The sequence below is a fragment of the Cellulomonas pasadenensis genome (assembly GCF_047229365.1).
Classification (GTDB): Bacteria; Actinomycetota; Actinomycetes; order Actinomycetales; family Cellulomonadaceae; genus Cellulomonas.
The window spans coordinates 1-20395 of the sequence record NZ_JBFTEP010000068.1 but is presented as its reverse complement, the minus strand read 5'-3'; the positions used below and the strand labels follow the sequence as shown (position 1 = coordinate 20395).

The 20395-nt window shown below is 76.0% G+C and carries 18 protein-coding genes; 8 read left to right on the top strand and 10 right to left on the bottom strand.

What is annotated here, in order from left to right; all coding sequences use genetic code 11:
* The first annotated feature begins 272 nt into the window (after positions 1–272).
* Both AB6N23_RS11015 and AB6N23_RS11010 read left to right on the top strand, forming a co-directional pair.
* Positions 273–566 (top strand): WXG100 family type VII secretion target, encoded by a 294-nt coding sequence (locus AB6N23_RS11015; protein WP_378206427.1) that lies wholly within the window; start codon positions 273–275, stop codon positions 564–566.
* A gap of 53 nt (positions 567–619) precedes the next feature.
* Positions 620–5083: an FtsK/SpoIIIE domain-containing protein gene (locus AB6N23_RS11010; protein ID WP_412866115.1), complete on the top strand. Its 4464-nt coding sequence runs from the start codon at positions 620–622 to the stop codon at positions 5081–5083.
* Positions 5084–5198: 115 nt separating this feature from the next.
* Here the strand turns inward: AB6N23_RS11010 and AB6N23_RS11005 are convergent, their stop codons facing one another.
* Together AB6N23_RS11005 and AB6N23_RS11000 are read right to left on the bottom strand one after the other, a co-directional pair.
* The gene (locus tag AB6N23_RS11005; protein WP_412866114.1) at positions 5199–6257 is read right to left on the bottom strand and encodes a PT domain-containing protein; all 1059 of its coding nucleotides are present in this window, start codon (positions 6255–6257) and stop codon (positions 5199–5201) included.
* A 220-nt stretch (positions 6258–6477) separates the two neighbouring features.
* Positions 6478–8961 carry a glycogen/starch/alpha-glucan phosphorylase gene (locus tag AB6N23_RS11000; protein ID WP_412866113.1) on the bottom strand — a complete coding sequence of 828 codons (2484 nt, stop codon included), beginning with the start codon at positions 8959–8961 and terminating at the stop codon, positions 6478–6480.
* Positions 8962–9292: 331 nt separating this feature from the next.
* On the opposite strand from AB6N23_RS11000, the gene AB6N23_RS10995 reads away from it, so the two are divergent.
* From AB6N23_RS10995 to crcB, 3 genes are read left to right on the top strand one after another with little or no spacing between them, the layout of a single operon-like run.
* Positions 9293–10669, top strand: coding sequence for an MFS transporter (locus tag AB6N23_RS10995; protein ID WP_412866112.1), 1377 nt, complete (start codon positions 9293–9295; stop codon positions 10667–10669).
* A 35-nt stretch (positions 10670–10704) separates the two neighbouring features.
* Complete coding sequence (locus AB6N23_RS10990; protein WP_412866111.1) at positions 10705–11220, top strand: fluoride efflux transporter FluC; 516 nt, start codon at positions 10705–10707, stop codon at positions 11218–11220.
* The gene (gene crcB / locus AB6N23_RS10985; RefSeq protein ID WP_412866110.1) at positions 11217–11585 is read left to right on the top strand and encodes a fluoride efflux transporter CrcB; all 369 of its coding nucleotides are present in this window, start codon (positions 11217–11219) and stop codon (positions 11583–11585) included. The genes AB6N23_RS10990 and crcB overlap by 4 nt, the downstream gene beginning before the upstream one ends.
* Positions 11586–11655: 70 nt before the next feature.
* Here crcB and AB6N23_RS10980 read toward each other — a convergent pair whose 3' ends face one another.
* Complete coding sequence (locus AB6N23_RS10980) at positions 11656–11895, bottom strand: hypothetical protein (RefSeq protein ID WP_412866109.1); 240 nt, start codon at positions 11893–11895, stop codon at positions 11656–11658.
* Positions 11896–11979: 84 nt separating this feature from the next.
* Here AB6N23_RS10980 and AB6N23_RS10975 point away from each other — a divergent pair, with 84 nt between their 5' ends.
* Positions 11980–12462, top strand: a complete 483-nt coding sequence (locus tag AB6N23_RS10975) for a MarR family winged helix-turn-helix transcriptional regulator (protein WP_412866108.1) — start codon at positions 11980–11982, stop codon at positions 12460–12462.
* A 35-nt stretch (positions 12463–12497) separates the two neighbouring features.
* On the opposite strand, the gene AB6N23_RS10970 is transcribed toward AB6N23_RS10975, so the two are convergent.
* From AB6N23_RS10970 to AB6N23_RS10960, 3 genes are all read right to left on the bottom strand, one after another.
* Complete coding sequence (locus AB6N23_RS10970) at positions 12498–13301, bottom strand: ABC transporter permease (RefSeq protein WP_412866107.1); 804 nt, start codon at positions 13299–13301, stop codon at positions 12498–12500.
* Positions 13298–14338, bottom strand: a complete 1041-nt coding sequence (locus AB6N23_RS10965) for an ATP-binding cassette domain-containing protein (RefSeq protein WP_412866106.1) — start codon at positions 14336–14338, stop codon at positions 13298–13300. Before AB6N23_RS10965 ends, AB6N23_RS10970 begins: the two co-directional genes overlap by 4 nt.
* A 182-nt stretch (positions 14339–14520) precedes the next feature.
* Positions 14521–15654, bottom strand: coding sequence for an iron-containing alcohol dehydrogenase (locus AB6N23_RS10960; protein WP_412866105.1), 1134 nt, complete (start codon positions 15652–15654; stop codon positions 14521–14523).
* A gap of 137 nt (positions 15655–15791) precedes the next feature.
* Between AB6N23_RS10960 and AB6N23_RS10955 the strand changes: the two genes are divergently transcribed.
* Positions 15792–16070, top strand: coding sequence for a hypothetical protein (locus tag AB6N23_RS10955; protein ID WP_412866104.1), 279 nt, complete (start codon positions 15792–15794; stop codon positions 16068–16070).
* A gap of 195 nt (positions 16071–16265) precedes the next feature.
* Here the strand turns inward: AB6N23_RS10955 and AB6N23_RS10950 are convergent, their stop codons facing one another.
* Positions 16266–16790 (bottom strand): GyrI-like domain-containing protein, encoded by a 525-nt coding sequence (locus AB6N23_RS10950; RefSeq protein WP_412866103.1) that lies wholly within the window; start codon positions 16788–16790, stop codon positions 16266–16268.
* Positions 16791–16827: 37 nt separating this feature from the next.
* A complete protein-coding gene (gene chrA / locus AB6N23_RS10945) occupies positions 16828–18282 on the bottom strand; it encodes a chromate efflux transporter (protein WP_412866102.1) in 1455 nt (484 codons plus the stop codon).
* A 134-nt stretch (positions 18283–18416) separates the two neighbouring features.
* Here chrA and AB6N23_RS10940 point away from each other — a divergent pair, with 134 nt between their 5' ends.
* The gene (locus AB6N23_RS10940; protein ID WP_412866101.1) at positions 18417–18803 is read left to right on the top strand and encodes a RidA family protein; all 387 of its coding nucleotides are present in this window, start codon (positions 18417–18419) and stop codon (positions 18801–18803) included.
* Positions 18804–18839: 36 nt separating this feature from the next.
* On the opposite strand, the gene AB6N23_RS10935 is transcribed toward AB6N23_RS10940, so the two are convergent.
* Positions 18840–19268 carry a VOC family protein gene (locus tag AB6N23_RS10935; RefSeq protein ID WP_412866100.1) on the bottom strand — a complete coding sequence of 143 codons (429 nt, stop codon included), beginning with the start codon at positions 19266–19268 and terminating at the stop codon, positions 18840–18842.
* Positions 19269–19375: 107 nt separating this feature from the next.
* Entirely contained in the window at positions 19376–19663 is a 288-nt protein-coding gene (locus tag AB6N23_RS10930) for a cupin domain-containing protein (protein ID WP_412866099.1), read from the bottom strand.
* Positions 19664–20395: the final 732 nt, after the last annotated feature.

Here is a 20395-nt window from a genome sequence, read left to right as displayed (position 1 = left end):
CCCCCCCCCCCCCCCCCCCCCCAACCCCTCCATTGCCGCGTCGGCCGCGTCTGATGTTTATACGAGACCGGGGTCGGGGGGGGGCACCGGGCGGCCGGGGCGGGACCTCCGGGGGCCGCGGCCGCGCGCGCTGAGCGGGCGGGGACCGGCCGTCGGGACCTGTGGAGGACGCGCACGCGCCGGACCGCCGCTCCCCTAGGTTCACCGCCGTCGGAGCAGGGGCTCACGACGGCCGCGCGGGGCCGACCCGCGTCTGCCCGGAGGACGGCACCATGGCGAACATCGACGTGACCTACCAGGAGATGCGGGACGCGGCGACGCGGCTGACCGCCGGCGAGGACGAGATCACGACGCGGCTCGCCGAGCTGCGGTCGTTCATCGAGTCGCTCATCTCGTCGGGATTCGTGACGGACCAGGCGTCGGTCGCGTTCGGCGAGACGTACCGCCAGTTCACGCAGGGCGCGACCGAGACCGTGTCGGCGCTGACGAGCCTCGGCCAGTACCTCACCGCCGCGGCCACGACGCTCGAGGACGCGGACGCGCAGCTCGCCGCGGGCCTGCGCTGACGCCCCGCGCCCGGCCGTGACCACCACCCTCCGCACGGCGGCGGCGCGCTGACGTGCGCACCCGCCTGCTGCTCCGCCGGCCCGACGGCACGACCGACGCCGTCGTCGTGGGTGCCGACGCCGTGACGACCGTCGGCGACGTCGCGGACACGCTCGTCCGCGCGGACCCCCGGCTCGGCGGACCGCCGGGCGAGGTACGGCTCGAGGTCGTCGACGTCGGCGGCACGGACGTGCGGGCGCTCCCCCGGTCGGCGTCGCTCGTGGACGCGGGGCTGCGGCCGGGCTCGACGGTGACGGTCGTGCCGGTGGTCGCCGGGGCCGGGGACGACGTCGCCGAGGCGGCGGCCCGGCTGGTCGTCCTCGGCGGTCCCGACGCGGGCCTCGAGGTGCTGCTGCCGGCAGGGGTGTCGGTCGTCGGCCGCGGGCGCGGCGCGACCGTGCGCCTGCAGGACCGTCGGGTCTCCGCGCGGCACGCGCGCGTGGTCGTCACCGATCGCGTCGAGGTCGTCGACCACGGGTCCGCGAGCGGCGTGCTGGTCGACGGCGGGCTCGTCGCGCGCGCCGGGCTCGAGGCGGACGACGTCGTGCGGATCGGCGACACCACGCTGCGCGTCGAGCGCCTGCGCGGCGCGACGACCACCGGCCACGGCGGGGCGGTCCTGGCGTTCAACCGGCCGCCGCTGGTCGTGCCGCGGTACCCGGAGCGCGACGTCGAGGCCCCGGTGCCCCCGGACCGCGTGCGGCCGCAGCGATTCCCGTGGCTCGCGGCGCTCGCGCCGGCCCTGCTCGGCCTCGCCCTCTTCGCGGTGACGCGCAGCCCGCTCACGCTGGCGTTCGTCGCGCTCAGCCCCCTGCTGCTCGTGGCGTCGTGGTGGGACCGCCGCACCGGCGAGCGCGCACGCGTGCGCGCCCAGGCGGAGGCGTTCCGCGCCGACCTCGCCCGCGTCGTCGCGCAGGTGCGCGCCGACCACGACGAGGAGGTCGCCGCGCGGCTGCGCGAGCACCCCTCGACGGGCGAGGCGCTCGGGGCGGCGTCCGCGCTCGGCCCGCTGCTGTGGTGCCGGCGGCCCGCGGACGACGAGTTCCTCGCGGTCCGGCTCGGCACGGGCACCGCGCCGTCGCGCACCACGGTGCGCCTGCCGCCGCGCGGGCAGGCGGACGGGAGGCTGCGCGCGGAGCTCGAGGAGGCCGCCGCCGGGCTGGCCGACGTGCACGGCGTGCCGCTCGTGGTGCGTCTGCGGGACGTCGGCGGCATCGGCGCCGCCGGTCCGCCGCAGCACGCGGCGGCGGTCGCCCGCGGGCTGGTCGCCCAGCTCGTGTGCCTGCACTCGCCGGCCGAGCTCGTCGTCACGGCCGTCGCGTCGGCGCGCCGGGCGCGCGCGTGGGAGTGGCTGACGTGGCTGCCGCACACGGCGAGCCCGCACAGCCCGCTCGACGCGCACCTCGGTGACAACCCGGCCACGTGCGGCGCGGTCGTCGCGGGGCTGGAGGAGCTGGTCGCGGCGCGCGCCGGCCGGGGTCGCGCCGTCGGCCCGCACCCTGCCGTGGTGCTCGTCGTCGAGGACGACGCACCCGTCGAGCGCGGGCGGCTCGTGCGGCTAGCCGAGGACGGCCCGGCCGTCGGCGTGCACGTCGTCTGGTGCGCGCCGTCGCCCGCGCGGCTGCCCGCCGCGTGCCGCGCGTTCCTGCTCTGCGACGACACCGGTGTCCGCGCCGGCGTCGTCGACGAGCGCACCTGGCACCACGTCACCGTCGAGCCGGTGAACGACCGGACGACCACCGCGCTGGGCCTGCACCTCGCCGGCGTGGTCGACGCGGGCGCCCCGGTGGAGGACGAGAGCGACCTGCCCCGCGCGGTCGGCTACCTCGCCCTCGCCGGGCACGAGGTCGCCGACGACCCCGCCGCCGTCGTGGAGCGCTGGCGCGAGACGGGGTCGCTCGTCGAGCGCGGGCCGGCGGCGCCGCTCGACCCGGCGGTGACGCCCCACCTGGAGGCGCCGAGCGTGCCGCGGCGCGCGGAGGGGACGCTCCGCGCGGTCGTCGGGCAGGGCGTCGGCGGGGAGCTGGTGCTGGACCTGCGCCGTCAGGGGCCGCACGCGCTCGTTGCGGGCACGACCGGCTCCGGCAAGAGCGAGTTCCTGCAGACGTGGGTGCTCGCGATGGCCACGGCGCACAGCCCCGACCGCGTCACGTTCCTGCTCGTCGACTACAAGGGCGGCGCCGCGTTCGCGGACTGCGTCGACCTGCCGCACTGCGTCGGTCTCGTCACGGACCTCACCCCGCACCTCGTCCGGCGCGCCCTGACGTCGCTGCGGGCGGAGCTGCGCCGGCGCGAGCAGCTGCTGCACCGGGCGGGCGCCAAGGACCTGCTCACGCTCGAGCGGACCGGCCATCCCGACACCCCGCCGGCGCTCGTGATCGTCGTCGACGAGTTCGCGGCGCTCGTCGCCGAGGTGCCCGAGTTCGTGGCGGGCGTCGTCGACGTCGCGCAGCGCGGCCGCTCCCTCGGCCTGAGCCTCGTGCTCGCGACGCAGCGGCCCGCCGGCGCCATCACCGAGAACCTGCGCGCGAACACCACGCTGCGCATCGCCCTGCGCACGGCCGACGAGCAGGACTCCACCGACGTGCTCGGGTCCCCGGTGTCGGCGCACGTCGACCCGGGCGTGCCCGGCCGCGGCGCCGTGCGGACCGGTCCCGGGCGGCTCGCGCTGTTCCAGGCGGCGTACGCCGGCGGCCGCTCCGCCGCCGGGTCCACCGGGACCGTCGAGGTCGAGTCGCTCGCGTTCGGGCCCGGCGAGCCGTGGCTCGTGCCGGTGTCACCCGCCGACGCGGCCGCCGAGGACGGCCCCACCGACATCGCCCGGGTCGTCCGCACCGTCGCGCGCGCCGCCGACCTGGCCGGCGTGCGACCGCCCCGCCGGCCGTGGCTGCCCGAGCTGGCCGCGGTGCACGACCTGGCGGACCTGCCCGTCGCCGACGACACCGCGCTGCCGCTCGGCGTCCTCGACCGGCCCGACGAGCAGCGCCAGGTCCCGTACGCGTACCGGCCCGACGACGGCGCGCTCGTGCTGCACGGCACGGGCGGCGCCGGCACGTCCACGGCGCTGCGCACGCTCGCCGTCGGCGCCGGCCGCGCCACCGCCGCCGGGTTCCCCGTGCATGTGTACGGCCTGGACCTCGGCGCCGGCGGCCTCGCCATGCTCGCGCCGCTGCCGCACGTCGGCGCGGTCGTGGAGGGCGCCGACACCGAGCGCGTCATTCGCCTCGTCCGCACCCTGCTCGCGACGGTCGAGGAGCGCACCGCCCGGTACGCGCAGGCGCGCGCGGGCACGCTGACGCAGTACCGCGCGCTCACCGGACGGGCGGACGAGCCGCGCCTGCTCCTGCTCGTCGACGGGCTCGGCGCGTTCCGCGACGCCTGGGAGTCCGAGCCCGGGCGCGCCGCCACCTTCGCCGCGTTCCGGCGCGTCGTGGCGGAGGGACGCCCGCTCGGCGTGCACGTCGTCATGGCGGCCGAGCGGCCCGGCGCGCTGCCGACCGCGCTCGCCGGCAGCGTCCCGTGCCGGGTGGTGCTGCGGCAGGCGGACGCCGCCGCGTACGGCGTGCTCGGCGTGCCCGCCGACGTCCTCACGCCCGCGTCGCCGCCCGGCCGCGCCGTCCCCGTCGGCACGGGGCACGAGCTGCAGGTCGCCGTGCCCGGCGGGACGACCGACCCGGCGGAGCAGTCCGCGGAGGTGGAGCGGCTCGCGGCGCACCTGCGGGCCGCGGGCGTCACCCCGGCGCCGCCCGTGCGCCGGCTCCCCGCGCACGTGGCCCTCTCGAGCCTGCCGACGGCCGTGGACGGTCGGCCGGTGCTCGGCGTCGCCGACGACACGCTCGCGCCCGTCGGCGTCGAGCCGCGCGGCACGTTCCTCGTCGCCGGCCTGCCCGGCAGCGGGCGGTCCACCGTGCTCGCCGCGCTCGCGACGTCGCTGCGCCGGTTCGCGCCCGACGCCCCGCTCTACTACGTGGGCACCCGCCGCTCGGCCGTCCGGTCGGCGCCCGTGTGGACGGAGACCGCCGTGACGCCCGACGAGGCGGCGGCGCTGGCCCGCCGCCTGCTGCCGGACCTGCTCCGGCCCGCCACCGGCCGCGTCGGCGTCGTGCTCGTCGTGGAGTCGCTCGCCGACCTGCTCGGCGGTCCCGCCGAGCAGCCCCTCACCGAGGCGGTGCGGGCCGCGCGCCGGCACGACCACCTCGTCATCGCCGAGTCGGAGACCTCGACGTGGGGCTCGGCGTGGCCGCTCGTCGCCGAGGTCCGCGGTGCGCGGCGCGGGCTGGTGCTGCAGCCCGACCACGTCGACGGCGACACGCTCTTCCGGACGCCGTTCCCGCGGATGTCCCGCGCCGAGTTCCCGCCGGGCCGCGGCGTCCTCGTCGAGTCGGGGCGCCTGCGGCGCGTGCAGGTGCCGGTCGCCGACGTCGACGCGTGGCCGGTCCGGGCGCCCAGGCCGGAGGTCGCCGCGGTGACCGCGTGAGGACGAGGGGTGCGCGGGCCCGCGACCGCACCCGGACGCGCCGACGCCCGGCGGGCCACCGCTGCGGGTGGCCGGCCGGGCGTCGGACGAGGTGGTGCGAGGTGGTGCGGGGGGGTCAGACGGCCGCGAGGCGACGACGCGTCACCAGCAGCGCGCCACCGGCCGCGACGAGCACGGCGACGGCGAGGCCCGCGGCGCGGGGGTCCGCACCGGTGGCTGCCAGGCCCGAGGCCGCCAGGACCTCGACGTACTGCCAGCCGATGAGCGTGCCGTCGGCCGCGTACACGGCGACGCGGTGCGTTCCGGCCGTCGTCGAGGCGGGGACCGTCACGCGGACCGTGCCGTCGGCGGCGACCGTCAGCGTGCCGAGGTCGGTCGGCGTCGAGAACAGGAACGCGCGGACCGTCTGGCCGGCGAGCGCACGGTCGAGCTGCAGGACGAGCTGGCCGCCCGCCGTGACGCGCGGGGCGGTGGTGAAGCCGCCGCGCTTGGCGTCGGTCAGCTGGTCGGCCGACGGCGTCCAGGACGGGGCGACCGCCGGGCACGGGCCGGCGAAGGCCGTGACCGTGACGTCGAGCGCGATGAAGTAGTCGCGCTCCTGCCACGCGCCGAGGTCGCCGAACTCGGCGCCCCACGGGGCGGCCCAGACCTCGTACGCACCGGGCGCGACCTCGACCGAGGCCGGCACGCCGAGGTCCTCGGGCTCGTAGACGAGCGCGTCCTCCTCGTCGCTGGTGAGCGGGTCGGTGCCGTCGCGCACGATGATCCAGTCGACGTCCTCGTGCGCCGAGACCGTGATGGTGCCGTTCGGGACCACCGTGGTGCCCTCGCAACGCGGCTGCGCGACGGAGACGGCGGGGACCGGCAGGGTCGCCTCGGGCTCGTCCGTCGGGGTGGGGGTCGGCTCGTCCGTGGGCTCGGCCGTCGGCTCCGCGGTCGGCTCGACCGTCGGCTCCGCCGTCGGCTCGCCCGTCGGCGTGGCCGTGGGCTCGTCCGTCGGCTCCGCCGTCGGCTCGACCGTCGGCGTGGCCGTGGGCTCGTCGGTCGGCTCGACCGTCGGCGACGCCGTGGGGGACGGCGCGACCTCGGCCTGCGCGGCGACCGCGCCGCTCGTCAGCAGGAGGGCGGACAGCGCGACGGCGGCAGCCGCGCGCCGCAGGGGCGTGGGGGACACGGGTACTCCTTCACAGGCCGCGCTCGGCGACGAGGCGGCGGGATCGCGGGACGTGCGATCCGGAGGCTAGGGCCGGCGCACCCCGCGAGGCATCCCCCACGAAACCGTCGGAACAGGACCCCGGGTGCGAACCGGACCGCGCAGACGGGTGAAGTTGCGCCGCGGCCCGCCCGCGCCCGCCGGAGCGGGGCGGACGGGCCGCGACGAAGGGGTCGGAACGCTAGCGGGCGACCACCGGCTGCGTGTGCCAGATCCGGTCGATGTAGTCCCACATCGACCGGTCGGACGAGAAGAAGCCCGAGCGCGCGACGTTGAGGATCGCCGACCGCGTCCAGCCCTCGACGTCCCGGTAGGCGGCGTCGACGCGGTCCTGCGCGTCGAGGTACGCCTGGAAGTCGGCGAGGGCGAGGAAGCGGTCCTCGGTGAGCAGGTTCGACACGATCGGCTCGAACACCCGCTTGTCGTCCGGCGAGAACGCGCCGGACGCGATGAGGTCGATCGCGCGCCGCAGCGTGGGGTTCTCCTCGTAGTACTTCGACGGCTCGTACCCGGCGGCCTGGATCTCGGCGACCTCGGGCTCGAGCAGGCCGAACAGGAAGAAGTTGTCGTCGCCGACGAGCTGGCGGATCTCGACGTTCGCGCCGTCGTCCGTGCCGATCGTCAGCGCGCCGTTGAGGGCGAACTTCATGTTGCCGGTGCCGGACGCCTCCTTGCCGGCGAGCGAGATCTGCTCCGACAGGTCGGCGGCGGGGATCAGCTTCTCGGCGAGCGTCACGTTGTAGTTCTGCGGGAAGACGACGGTGAGGGCGCCCTGCACGCGGGGGTCGGTGTTGACCGTCGCCCCGACGTGGTTGATGAGGCCGATGATCTGCTTGGCCATCTTGTAGCCGGGCGCGGCCTTGGCGCCGAACGCGAACACCCGCGGCGGGATCGACGTGGGGTCGAGCTCGCCGCTGAGGATGCGCTCGTACAGCGACACGATGTGCAGGGCCTTGAGGGTCTGGCGCTTGTACTCGTGCAGGCGCTTGACCATGACGTCGAGCATCGCGTCGGTGCGCAGCTCGATGCCGTCGCGGCGCGCGAGCACGTCGGCGAGGCGCTGCTTGTTCGCGGCCTTCACCGCCCGGAACCGCTCGCGGAACTCCGCGTCGTCGGCGAGCGGCTCCATCTCGCGCAGCCGCTCGAGGTCGGTGAGCCAACCGGGTCCGACGGCGTCGGTGATGAGATCCGACAGAGCGGGATTCGCGAGCCGGATGAACCGGCGCGGCGTGACGCCGTTGGTGACGTTGGTGAACTTGTCGGGCCACAGCTCCGAGAAGTCGGGCAGCACGTTGTCCCGCAGCAGCTGCGAGTGCAGCGCGGCGACGCCGTTGACCTTGGCGCCCGCGATCGTCGCGAGGTACGCCATGCGGACGGACCGCTCGGGGTGCTCCGCGATGATCGACATCCGGCGCAGCCGCAGCTCGTCGTTCGGGTACTGCTCGCGGACCTGCGCGAGGAACTCCTCGTTGATCCGGTAGATGATCTCGAGGTGCCGCGGCAGCAGGCGGCCCATGAGCTCGACGGACCACACCTCGAGCGCCTCGGGCAGCAGGGTGTGGCAGGTGTACGCGAAGCACTTCTGCGTGATCGCCCACGCCTCGTCCCACGCGAACTTCTTCTCGTCGACGAGGATGCGCATGAGCTCCGGCACGCCGATGACGGGGTGCGTGTCGTTCAGCTGGAACATGACCCGCTCGGGCAGGTTGCGCAGGTCGAAGTCCGCCGGCAGCACGTTGTCGACGAAGTCGCGGATCGAGCACGCGACGAAGAAGTACTGCTGCTGCAGGCGCAGCTCCTTGCCCTGCGGCGTCGAGTCCTCCGGGTAGAGGACCTTGGAGATGTTCTCGGCGAACGTCTGCGCGCGCACGGCCTCGGCGTAGTCGCCGGAGTTGAAGATCTGCAGGTCGAACGCCTTGGTGGCGCGCGCGCTCCACAGGCGCAGCGTGTTCACGCGGCCGTTCTGGAAGCCCGGGACCATGTAGTTGTAGGGCACGCCGAGGACGTCCCACGCCGGCACCCAGCGGCTGTGCTCGACGCCGTCGTCGTCGGTGTACGTCTCGGTCGACCCGCCGAAGTGCACGGTGACCGCGTGCTCCGGGTGCGGGAACTCCCACGGCGCGCCCAGCTCGAGCCACGTGTCGGCCTGCTCGACCTGCCAGCCGTCGACGAACGTCTGGCGGAAGATGCCGTACTCGTAGCGGATGCCGTAGCCGATGCACGGCACGCTCATCGTCGCGAGCGAGTCGACGAAGCACGCGGCGAGGCGCCCGAGGCCGCCGTTGCCGAGGCCCGGCTCGACCTCCTGCTCGCGCAGCGTCGCCAGGTCGATGCCGAGGGACGCGAGGCCCTCCTCGACGATCTCCGCCATGTCGGTGGCGACGAGCGCGTTGTCGAGCTGGCGACCGAGCAGGTACTCCGCCGACAGGTACGCGACGGTCTTGGCCTGCGCGTCGTACTGGCGGCGGACGGTCTCCATCCAGCGCGCCATGAGGTACTGCCGCACCGTCCGCGCGAGCGCGAGGTACTGGTCGTTCACGCTCGCGCGCGCGAGCGTGACGCCCTGGCCGAAGTGGAGCTCGCCGAGGAACTCCTTGACGAAACCCTCGACCGAGTGCTGCGGGGCCGTCACGGGTGCGGTGCCGTTGACACGGTTCTCAGTCACTTGCGCAACGTTAGGGGCAGTGCCGGGCGGGTGCCAGGCCGTCGGGCCCAGGACCTCGCGCCCGGATCGGGACACGTGGGGCATGCGCCGCGTGTCGCCCGCGTGTTCACCCGGGATCGGGCGTCCGCGCCCCGGCCGCGGCCGCGCGTCGCCCACCGAACTCTCATCCGCGTCTCATCCCGTGGTCACGCGCACCGGCGCCCGGCGGCCCAAAGGGCGTGACACGCCCGGCCCGGCCCCGCCAGGCTGAACGCACCTCCCCCCCCCGATGAGTTGGCGCGCGGGGACGGTCTGCACACACCGACACCCTCGTACCCCCGAAGGACGCGCCATGTCTGCCCCCACCCCGTCCGCGCCCGAGCCGCCGGCCCCCGACTCCCCCGCGCCGGAGGGCGCAGCCGCCCACGACGGCGCCCCGCACGACCCCGACGTCTCGCTCGCGCAGGCGCCGCTGACGGAGGCGGAGCGTCCGCGCTGGCGGCGCGACACCGGCGTGTTCCTCGCCGGGCAGACGTCGTCGCTGCTCGGCTCGATGCTCGTGCAGTACGCGATCATGTGGCACCTCACGCTCGAGACGCGGTCCGGCTCCGTGATGGCGATCTACGCGGTCGTCGGCTTCCTGCCGCAGGCCGTCGTGTCGGTGTTCGGCGGCGTCTGGGCGGACCGGCTCGACCGCAAGAAGCTCATCATCGGCGCGGACGCCACGATCGCGGCCAGCACCCTCGCGCTCGCGCTGATCATGCTGTCCGGCTACGACGACCTGTGGCTGCTGTACCTGGTGTCGGCGATCCGGTCCGCCGGCGCGGGCATCCAGACGCCCGCCGTGTCGTCGCTGCTGCCGCAGATCGTCCCCACCGAGAAGCTCATGCGGGTCAACGGCATCAACCAGACGATCCAGTCCGCGATGATGCTGATCGCGCCCGCGGTGGCCGCCGCGCTCTACGCGACGGCGTCGATCGAGGCGATCTTCTTCGTCGACGTCGTCACCGCGCTCATCGGCATCGCGCTGCTGACGCTCGTGCCGGTGCCGCGGCTCGTGCGCGCCGACCAGGTCGCCGGCGTCCGCGGGTACCTCGCCGACCTCGTCGGCGGCGTCCGGTACGTCGCCACGCACGCGTTCGTGCGGTGGGTGCTGCTGCTGTGGGGCGTCGTGTTCGTGCTGATCGTCGCGCCGTCGTTCCTCACGCCGCTGATGATCGTGCGCACCTTCGGCGACGAGGTGTGGAAGCTGACCGTCAACGAGCTCGCGTTCAGCATCGGCATGCTCCTCGGCGGCATCGTCGTCGCGACGTGGGGCGGCCTGAAGAACCGCATCGCGATGGTCGTCGGCACGACCGTGCTTTTCGCGCTGTTCAACATCGGCCTCGGCGTCTCGACGAACCTGTGGGTGTTCTTCGCCTTCATGTTCCTCATCGGGCTCGGCGTGCCGTTCTTCTCGACGCCGACCATGACCGTGCTGCAGGAGAAGGTCGAGCCCGAGCGGCAGGGGCGGGTGTTCGGGTTCGTCGGCATCGTCATGGCCGTCGCGATGCCGCTCGGCATGTCCGTGTTCGGGCCGCTCGCCGACCGGTACAGCGTGGAGTCGCTGCTCGTCGCGGCAGGCGTCGCGCTGCTGCTCGTCGTCGTGGTCGCCGTCGGGCTGCCGTCCGGGCGGCGCGCGATGGCCGAGGCGGACGCCGCCGCGCCCGCCGAGGAGGCGCGCGTCTGACGCCGCAGGCACCCGGTCGGTGAGAGGCTGACCGGGTGCCTGCGCGGACCCACGCCGACCGGACGGCGCGTCCGCCGCACCTGCACCCCGGCCTCGTCGCGCTCGTCGCGGCGGGTGGTGCGGTCGGCACGCTCGCGCGGTACGGGCTCAACGCCGCACTCCCTGGCGCGGAGGACGGCGGCTGGCCCGTCGCGACGACGGTCGAGAACCTCGTGGGCGCTCTGGCCCTCGGTGCTCTGCTCGGCGCGCTCGGGCGCGCGCCGGGGTCGCCGCGCGCGCGTGCTTTGCGCCTGGCGCTCGGCACGGGCGTGCTCGGCGGGTTCACGACGTTCAGCACGCTCGCCGTCGAGGTCGAGCGGTCGCTGGCCGGCGGCGACGTGCTGCTCGGGGCGGCGTACGGGCTGGTCAGCGGGGTGGTCGGCGTCGCCGCCGCCGCGCTCGGGCTCGTCGTGGGCGGCCGGGTGCGCGGCGCCTCCACCCGGGACGCCCGGCGCGGCACCGGTGCGACCGTCGACCGCGCGACCCGGCGGCACGACGGGGGCGGCTCGTGACCGTGCTGCTGCTCGCGCTCGCCGGCGGGCTCGGGGCGGCGGCCCGGTTCGTCGTCGACGGGCTCGTGCGCGGTCAGGTGCGGACGTCGTTCCCGTGGGGGACGGTCCTCGTCAACGTGTCGGGGTCGCTGCTGCTGGGCGTCCTCACGGGTGCCGCGGCCGCGGGCGCCATCGGGCCGACGGCCCTCGTCGTGGCGGGCACCGGGTTCTGCGGCGGGTTCACCACGTTCTCGACGGCGACGGTCGAGACCGTCCGCCTGGCGCAGGACGGGGAGGTCCGGCGCGCGATGCTGAACGCCGCCGGCACCCTGGCCGCCTGCGTGGCAGCCGCAGCGGCGGGCGTGGCCCTCGGCGCATCCCTGTGACGGGCCCGGCGCGGACGTCCGACGACGTGCCGTCGGACGCGCGGTCGACGTGCGGTCGGCGGTGAGGCCGTCAGTGCGCGTCGTCGTCCAGCGGCGTGGCGCCCGTGGCCTCCGCCGTGGCACGGTCGACGAGGTAGACGCGACCGCTCGCGTCGCGGACGCGCACGAACTCCGAGCGCAGCGCGGACTCGCGCTCCTGCTCCGCCTCGTTGGCGCGCCGGCCGGCGCGACGCGGGTGGGCGACGGACGCGGGCCCGAGCAGGTAGCGCGCGAGCCAGTCCGTCATGTCGAACCGTCGTCCGCGTGCCATCACGTCTCCCGGTAGGCCGATCCTCAGCGCACTCATCAGATCCTTAGCGCACTCATCATAAGCACCCTCACGGTCGCGGATAGCATGAGGGTCGTGACGAGCCAGCAGACCACCGACCCGCTCGCCGTCGAGGCGCAGGTCTGCCTGACGCTGTCCGCGGCCGCGCGCTCGCTCGTCGGGTTCTACCGTCCCCTGCTCGAGCCGCTGGGCCTCACGCACCCGCAGTACCTCGCGATGCTCGCCCTGTGGCAGCACGGGCCGCTGTCGCTGCGCGGGCTCGCCGACCTGCTGCACCTCGAGCCCGCGACGACGTCGCCGATCGTCAAGCGCCTCGCCGCCATGGGGCTGGTCGTGCGCTCGCGCGCCGCAGGCGACGAGCGCACGCTCGCGATCGAGCTCACCGACGCCGGTCGTGCCCTGCGGGCGCAGGCCGAGCACATCCCCGCGACGATGGTGGAGCGGCTCGGCGTGACACCCGCGCAGCTCGACGAGATCCGCCGCGCGGCGCAGCTCGTCGTCGACGTGGTGGGGGCCGCCGACGGGGTGGGGGCCGCCGCCGACGCCTGAGCCGGGCGCCGTCCCGGACCCGCGGACGGCCGCCGTCAGCGCGACGTGCGGCGGTACCGCGCGATCGCGAGCGGGGCGAACACGACGAGGATGACCACGACGCAGATCAGCGTGTACAGCGCCGGGTTCTGCATCGACCAGGCCTCGGCCACCGGCGCCGCCGGGTTCGTGTTGCCGAACAGCTCCCGGCACGCCTGCGTCAGCGTCGACACCGGGTTCCACTCGACGAAGACCCGCAGCGCCGACGGGAACGACTCCAGCGGCACGAAGGCGTTCGACACGAACGTGAGCGGCATGATGACGATGAACGACGCGTTGTTGATCACCTCGACGCTCGGCACCAGCACGCCGACGAGCGCCATGATCCAGCTCACGGCGTACGCGAACACGAGCAGCAGGCCGAACGCGGCGGCTGCGTCGAGCAGCGACCCGCGCACCCGCCAGCCGACCAGCAGGCCGGTCAGCGCCATGATGAGCAGCGACAGCACGTTGTAGACGACGTCGGACAGCGTCCGCCCGGCGAGCACGGCGGACTGCGACATGGGCAGCGACCGGAAGCGGTCGATGATGCCCTTCTGCATGTCCTCCGCGATGCCGGCGCCGGTGAACGTGGCCCCGAACACCACGGTCTGGGCGAAGATCCCCGGGATGAGGAACTCGCGGTAGCTCGTGCCGTCGCCCGGGTCGATCGCGCCGCCGAACACGTACGCGAAGAGCAGCACGAACATGATCGGCGAGATGAGCACCGCGACGAGGATCTCGGGCACCCGCACGATCTTGAGCAGGTTGCGCTTGGCGACGACCTGGGTGTCGGTGAACGTCCGGGTCAGCGTGGTCACCGGGCCACCTCCCCGGCCGTGTCGGGGCGTGCGGGCACGAGGTCGCGCTCCTCGCCGGTCGGCGCGCCGGGCGGCTGCCCGGACGGGTCCGCGTCCTCGGCCGTGCGGCCGGTCAGCGTGAGGAACACGTCGTCGAGCGTGGGGCGCCGCAGGCCGACGTCGAGCACCCGGACGCCGTCCGTCTCGAGCCGGTCGAGCACGCGCCGCAGCGACCGTGCACCGTCCTGCACGGCGACCGAGAGGCTGCGCTCGGTGCCGCCGTCGTGCACGTCGTCGCCGGCCGCGACGGCCGCGAGCGCGGCCCGGGCCGCCTGCCGGTCCGCCGCGTCGGCCACGACCAGCTCGACCCGCTCGCCGCCGACCTGCGCCTTCAGCGCGTCCGCGGTGCCGTGCGCGATGGCGCGCCCGTGGTCGATCACGACGATGTCGTCGGCGAGCCGGTCCGCCTCCTCGAGGTACTGCGTGGTGAGCAGCACGGTCGTGCCGGTGCGGACGAGGCCCGCGATGACGTCCCACATCTGGAGCCGGCTGCGCGGGTCCAGCCCGGTCGTCGGCTCGTCGAGCACCACGACCCGGGGCGTCGCGACCAGCGCGCACGCGAGGTCGAGGCGGCGACGCATGCCGCCGGAGTAGGTCTTCGCCGGACGGCTGCCCGCGTCGGACAGGTCGAACCCGTCGAGCAGCTCCCGCGCCCGGTCCACCGCCCTCCGTCGCCGGAACCCGTAGAGGCGACCGATCATCTCGAGGTTCTCCGCACCGGTGAGGTTCTCGTCCACCGCGGCCGACTGCCCCGACAGCCCGATGCGCCGGCGCACCTCCTCCGGCTCCCGCAGCACGTCCGCGCCCGCGACCGTCGCCGTGCCCTCGTCGGGGCGCAGCAGCGTCGTCAGGATGCGCACCGCCGTCGTCTTGCCCGCGCCGTTCGGGCCGAGGAGGGCGAGGACCGTCCCCTCGGGCACCTCGAGGTCGAGGCCGCGCAGGGCCTCGACAGCGCCGTACCGCTTCACCAGCCCGTGGGCCTCGATCGTCGTCGTCATGCCCCTCTCCCGTCTCCGCCGTCCCGGGGACCGACCCGCCGCGCGGGCCGAACTCGTCGGGGTCGCCGCACCGGCGTCCGCACGGCGTCCGCACCGACGTCGGGCCGCACCGCCCGTCCGGTACGCCCCGATCCGTCCCATGCTGCACCCGGCCACCGACACCGCGGCAGGGGTCGGTGGGCTCAGAGCGACGCGCGGAGCACGTCCTCCATCTCGTCCCCGGTGAGCACGACGGGGTTCCCGCGCGTGCTGGACGCGGCGAGCGCGTCGCGGGCGACCTCCGCCACGTCCGCGTCGGCCAGACCGAGGTCCCCGAGCCCGCGGATCCGGAGCGCCGCCACCGTGTCCCGCAGCCACGCGACGGCGTCCTCGGCGCGCGCGCCCGGTCGCCCGGTGAGCACGCCGGCCGCCTCCGCGTACCGCCGCAGGGCCTCGCCGTCGGGGTCGCCGCGCCGCAGCGCGCGCACGTTGGCGTCGGTCGTCGCCGCGAGCACCGCCGCGCACACCTCGCCGTGCGGCGCGCCCAGCCGCCCGCCGAGGGCGGCGGCCAGCCCGTGCACGGCACCCAGCCGCGCGTTGGCCAGCGCCATGCCGGACAGCAGCGCGGCCAGGCTCATGTCGGTGCGCGCGTCGAGGTCGTCGCCGTCGGCGTGCGCCCGGACCAGCGAGCGCCCGGCCCGGCGCAGGCCCTCGCGCGCGAGGGGGTCGGTCAGCGGGGTGGCCTGCGGCGTGGTGAACGCCTCGAGGCACTGCGTGAGGGCGTCGGCGCCGGACGCCGCGGTGACGCCCGGCGGGCAGCCGAGCGTGAGCACCGGGTCGACGACCGCCACGGCCGGCAGCAGCGTCGGCCCGCGCAGGCTCGCCTTCACGCCCCGCTCGGGCACCCGGACCGGTGCGTTCGCGGTGACCTCCGCGCCCGTGCCGGCGGTCGTGGGGACCGCGACCACGGGCAGGGCCGCGGGCGGCAGCGGCCGCCCGGCGCCGACGACCTCGAGGTGGTCGAGCACGTCGCCGTCCGACGGCGCGAGCGCCGCGGCGGCCTTCGCGATGTCGACGACGGACCCGCCGCCCCACCCGACGACGACGTCCGGCCGCAGCTCGCGCGCGCGGGCGACGACCGCCCGCACGTCGTCGACCGTCGGCTCGCCGCGGTGCCGCACGACGTCGACGTCCCCGGCACCCGCGAGCGCGGCGGCGTCGGCCGACCCGCCGGCGACCACGAGGACGCCCGGCCCGAAGGACGCGACGACCTCCGCGACCCCCTCGGCCGCACCGGCGCCGACGAGCAGCCGTCCCGCCGTCGCGAACGTGAACATGCGCCGACCCTAGGTCCGCGCCGCCGCGGCCGCCGACGGACGGGCCGCGTCCGGTCGCCGCCCGCCGCGCCCGTGCCTAGCGTGGCGACCGCGGGCGCACGACGCCCGCCCATCCCGACCTGAGCAGGAGGACGACGATGAGCTCCGAGAGCACGACCACGACGGACCACGACGAGATCCGCAGCTGGGTGGAGGAGCACGACGGGAGGCCCGCGAGCGTGCGCGACACCGCCGGCGGTGACGACCCCGGCGTGCTGCGCATCGACTTCCCCGGTGGCGCCGGCACGGACGAGCTCGAGCACATCGGCTGGGACGCGTGGTTCGAGAAGTTCGACGAGTCGAAGCTCGCGTTCCTGTACCAGAAGCAGAAGGCCGACGGCAGCGACAGCACCTTCTTCAGGCTCGTCTCGCGCTGAGCCGCGCGGAGGAGCGGGGACGACGACGGGCCGGTGAGCGTACCCACCGGCCCGTCGCGACCGCCCCGACAGACGCCTCACGGCGCGTGGCCGCTCGTGGCGGCGGGTGTTGGAGCCCGGGGTCATGAACCGGGGCGGCACCGGTCTCAACCGGGGCGACCCCGGCGGTGTTCCGCCGGTGCGGCGTGACCCGGGTCACCCGCGCGGAGGGCTCAGCCGAGCGGCAGGACGAGCCGCGTGCGCCACCGCGCGGGGTCCGGCTCGGTCGTCCGCCCGACCCGGTGGACCTCCCAGAGGTCGCCGCGTCCGACGCCGCCGTGGTCGGCGTGCCAGCGCGAGCAGGCGCTCCCACGACGCCCCGACCCCGTCGTGCGGGCCGACGTGCTCGGTGACCAGGCAGCGCCCGCCGGTCAGCGGGAGCACCTCGACGGGCGCGACGGGCGCGACGGGCGCGCCGCCGGCCGGCGTCACCGGCCCGAGGGGCAGCCCCGCGACGGGGAGAGCCGCCGCGACGTCGGCCGTCGCGTCGGGGACGTGGCCGTACCAGGCGATCGCCGGCCCGACGACGCGGGCGCCGGCGGCCTCGACGGCGTCGCGCACCTCCCCGTGGGCGAGGTCGAGGAACGCCCCCACGTCGGCGCTCGCGACCGTGCGCCGGGCCGCGGCGACGAGGAACGTCGGCTCGAGCGTGACCTCGACGGGCGGGGAGTCCGTGGGCATGGCGGCACCCTAGCCGCGGCCGCGCGGACGGCAGGGGTCAGCGCAGGCCGGGGACGAGCGCGCTCAGCAGGCCGAGCGCCGCGCACACGCCGAGCACCCGCAGCACCGACCAGCGCAGCCGCAGCACCAGGACGCCGGCCACCACCGCGATCGCGACGGGCACGACCTGCACCGACGCGAGGTCCGGCACCTCCAGCCGGAACGGCCCCCACCGCACCACGGACGTCGCCGCGAACAGCGTGTGCAGCGCGAAGTACAGCGCGAGGTTCGCGATGACGCCGACGACGGCCGCCGTGATGCCGGTCAGCGCGGCGCTCAGCGACCGGTTGCCGCGCAGCCGCTCGACGTACGGAGCGCCGAGGAAGATGAACAGGAAGCTCGGCACGAACGTCACCCACGTCGTCAGCAGGGCGCCGAGCACCGCGGCGACCCACGGGTCGAGGCCGCCGGGGTCGCGGTACGCGCCGACGAACGCCACGAACTGCACGACCATGATGAGCGGCCCGGGCGTCGTCTCGGCGAGCGCGAGCCCACGCACCATCTCCCCCGGCGCGAGCCAGCCGTACACCTCGACCGCGCGCTGCGCGACGAACGCGAGCACCGCGTACGCGCCGCCGAACGTCACGAGCGCCGTGCCGGAGAAGAACAGGCCCTGCTCGGCGAGCACCGACTGCCGTCCCAGCAGCGCCACGACCGCCGCCACGGGCGCGAGCCACACGACCAGCCCGACGCCGAGGACGAGCGCCGCACGCCGCCCCGACGGCGGGGCGCCGTGCAGCGCGTCGTCGGGGATGACCGGCGCCGGGCCGTCGTCGGCGCCGCCGCCCGGGGCACGCTCGGCGAGCAGCCGCGGCGCCCACCGGTGCAGGGCCCACCCCGCGACGCCCGACGCGAGCACGACGAGCGGGAACGGCAGCCCCAGCAGCGTGAGCGCGACGAACGCGGCCACGGCCAGCACCACGAGCGCGGGGCTGCGCAGCGCGCGCGTCCCGACGCGGTGCACGGCCTGGACGACGATCGCGATCACGGCCGGCGCGAGCCCCGCGAACAGGGCCGTCACCGCCGTCGTCCCGCCGAACGCGACGTACACGGCCGACAGCGCCAGCAGCGCGACGACGCCGGGCAGCACGAACAGCGTCCCGGCGACGAGCCCGCCGCGGAACCCGTTGAGCAGCCACCCGGTGTAGACGGCGAGCTGCTGCGCCTCCGGGCCGGGCAGGAGCATGCAGTAGTTGAGCGCGTGCAGGAACCGGCGCTGGCCGATCCACCGCTTCTCGTCGACGAGCGTGCGCTGCATGACGGCGATCTGCCCGGCCGGTCCGCCGAACGTCTGCAGCGAGATCGCGCACCACGCCCGGACGGCGGTGCCGAACGGCACGAGGTCGCGGGCGGCACCCGCAGGCGGGGTCACGTCGGTGCCGTCGGGGTCGGGTCCGGGGGTGGGGTCGCCGACGACCGGCACGGGTCGGTCGGCCGGCGCGGCGCTGGTCACGGCGGAAGGGCACCACGCTCGTGGCGGCGGTGTCCAGGTCCGTCCACGCCCGGACGCCCTCGTGTCGGTGCCCAGGCCTGACGTCGACCCCGGACGCCGCGCAACCGGGCGCGGCGCGGGCGAGGAGGCCGACGATGAGCCGAGTGACGCACGTGAACCCGCCGGGGCTGCACACGTCGCCCTTCTACTCCCAGGGCACGCTCGTGGACGCCGGCCGCACGCTGTACGTCGGCGGGCAGAACGGCACCGACGCGTCCGGCGGGATCACGGGCGGCGCCCGGGAGCAGTCGGCCCAGGCGCTGCGCAACGTGCTGGCCGTGCTGGCGGCGGCGGGGGCGACGCAGGAGGACGTGGTCCACCTGCGCGTGCACCTCGCCGCCGAGGTCGACCTCGACGAGGCGTACGGCGCGGTCGCCGAGGTCTGGGGCGCGCACGCGACCGCGCTCACCGTCGTGTGGGTCGTGCGCCTCGGCCGGCCGGAGGCGCTGGTCGAGGTCGACGCGGTCGCCGCGCTCCCCTGACCGGCGCCGCCCGCGGGCTCGCGCACCCCGCGGTCGTCAGGCCCCGCCGACGGCCTCCGGACGGGCGGCGCCGCCGCGGCGCGCCCGCACCTCGAGCCAGTGCGGGTTCTCCATGACGCCCAGCAGGTTGCCGAACGGGTCGACGACCACGGCCGTCCGGAAGCCCTCCCCCCGCTCGGTGACCGGCTCGCGCGGCGTCGCGCCGAGCGCCAGCAGGCGGGCGTGGGCGGCCTCGAGGTCGTCGACGTGCCACAGCACGACCGCGCCGCCGGGCTCGCCGAGCGCGTTCGGCGGCGCCCACGCCGCGTCGATGAGGCCGAGCTCGTCCTCGTGCTCGCCCACGCGCCACTCGTGGTACCCGGGCACCCGGTAGTACGGCTCGGCGCCCAGCACCTCGGTGTACCAGGCGGACGCCGCCGCGTGGTCCTCGGCGTAGATGGAGATGGTGGCGACCCCGCGCAGCATGTCCGCTCCTCCCGTCGACGCACCCTGCGTCGTCCCTCCAGCCTCCCGCCCGTGGCGGGCAGGAGGTGTCCTCTTCCCGTCGCCGACGGCCGGGGCGGGCGCAGACGTCAGCGGCAGGGCGCCGGCAGGTCGACGCGCCCCTCGGTGGCGGACGTCGGGTGGATCCGCGTGATCGAGAGCACCGCGGGTTCGGTCGCGCTCGCGTTCGCCACGTGGTGGGCACCGACCTCGGTGAACGCGTCACCGACGGTGAACGTCTCCGTGGCGCACCGCCCGTGCCGGCCGGGCGCCTGGCGCACCACGCTGCCGGCGGTCACCACCGCGACGACGATCCCCGGGTGCGCGTGCCAGCCCGAGTACTCGCCGCCCTCGTACGTGAGGTCGAACGTGGTCACCGTCGTCTCCTGCCGGGTGTCGAGCCGGACGCCGTCCTGAGCGACGCGCAGCGGGCCGGCGGCCGCTCCCGTCGAGCACGCCGCTGACGAGTCCCGACGGCTCGGGCGGGTCGGCGGACGGCGGCGTGGCGCCGGCCGACGTGGCGTGGACGCCGACCACGAGGGCTGCGGTGAGGGCGGCGAGGGTGAGCTTCCTGCGGGTCATGGGTCGTCCGTTCGTCACGCGCGGCGCGGCTCGCCGCCCCGGCGACGGCCGGGGTGCTCCGCCCGCGCAGGCCTGCGCTGGGCGTGGGGCCGGCGTCCGCGCACGGCGGGCGGCGGTCCGGACGGGTGCCGGACGGCGGGCGACGTCGAGGTGCACCCTCCCCGCGACGATCCTCCGGCGCCTCGACGGGCGTCAAGGGCGGGGCGACCGGCGAGGCCGGCGAACACCGCGGGACGGCCGCATGAACGCGCGGACCCGCGCGGTGGCGCCGCAGGGAACGACCGGTGACCCTCGTCCGACCTCCGCCCGACCTGTGCCTGACCTGCGTGAACGTTCGCGGAACGGCCCCGCAACGGTGGCCGTGGTGACCGTTTCGCGGTATCCGCGCCGCCTACGTTGACCGCGGTCCGGCTCCGGTCGGGCCCGGCGCGCCGACCCGGTGCGCCGTCGTCCGCCGCCCACACCCGCTGCGTGCCGCGTCCGTCGACGCGACGGCGGTAGACCTTGCACAGGAACTCCCGCACGAA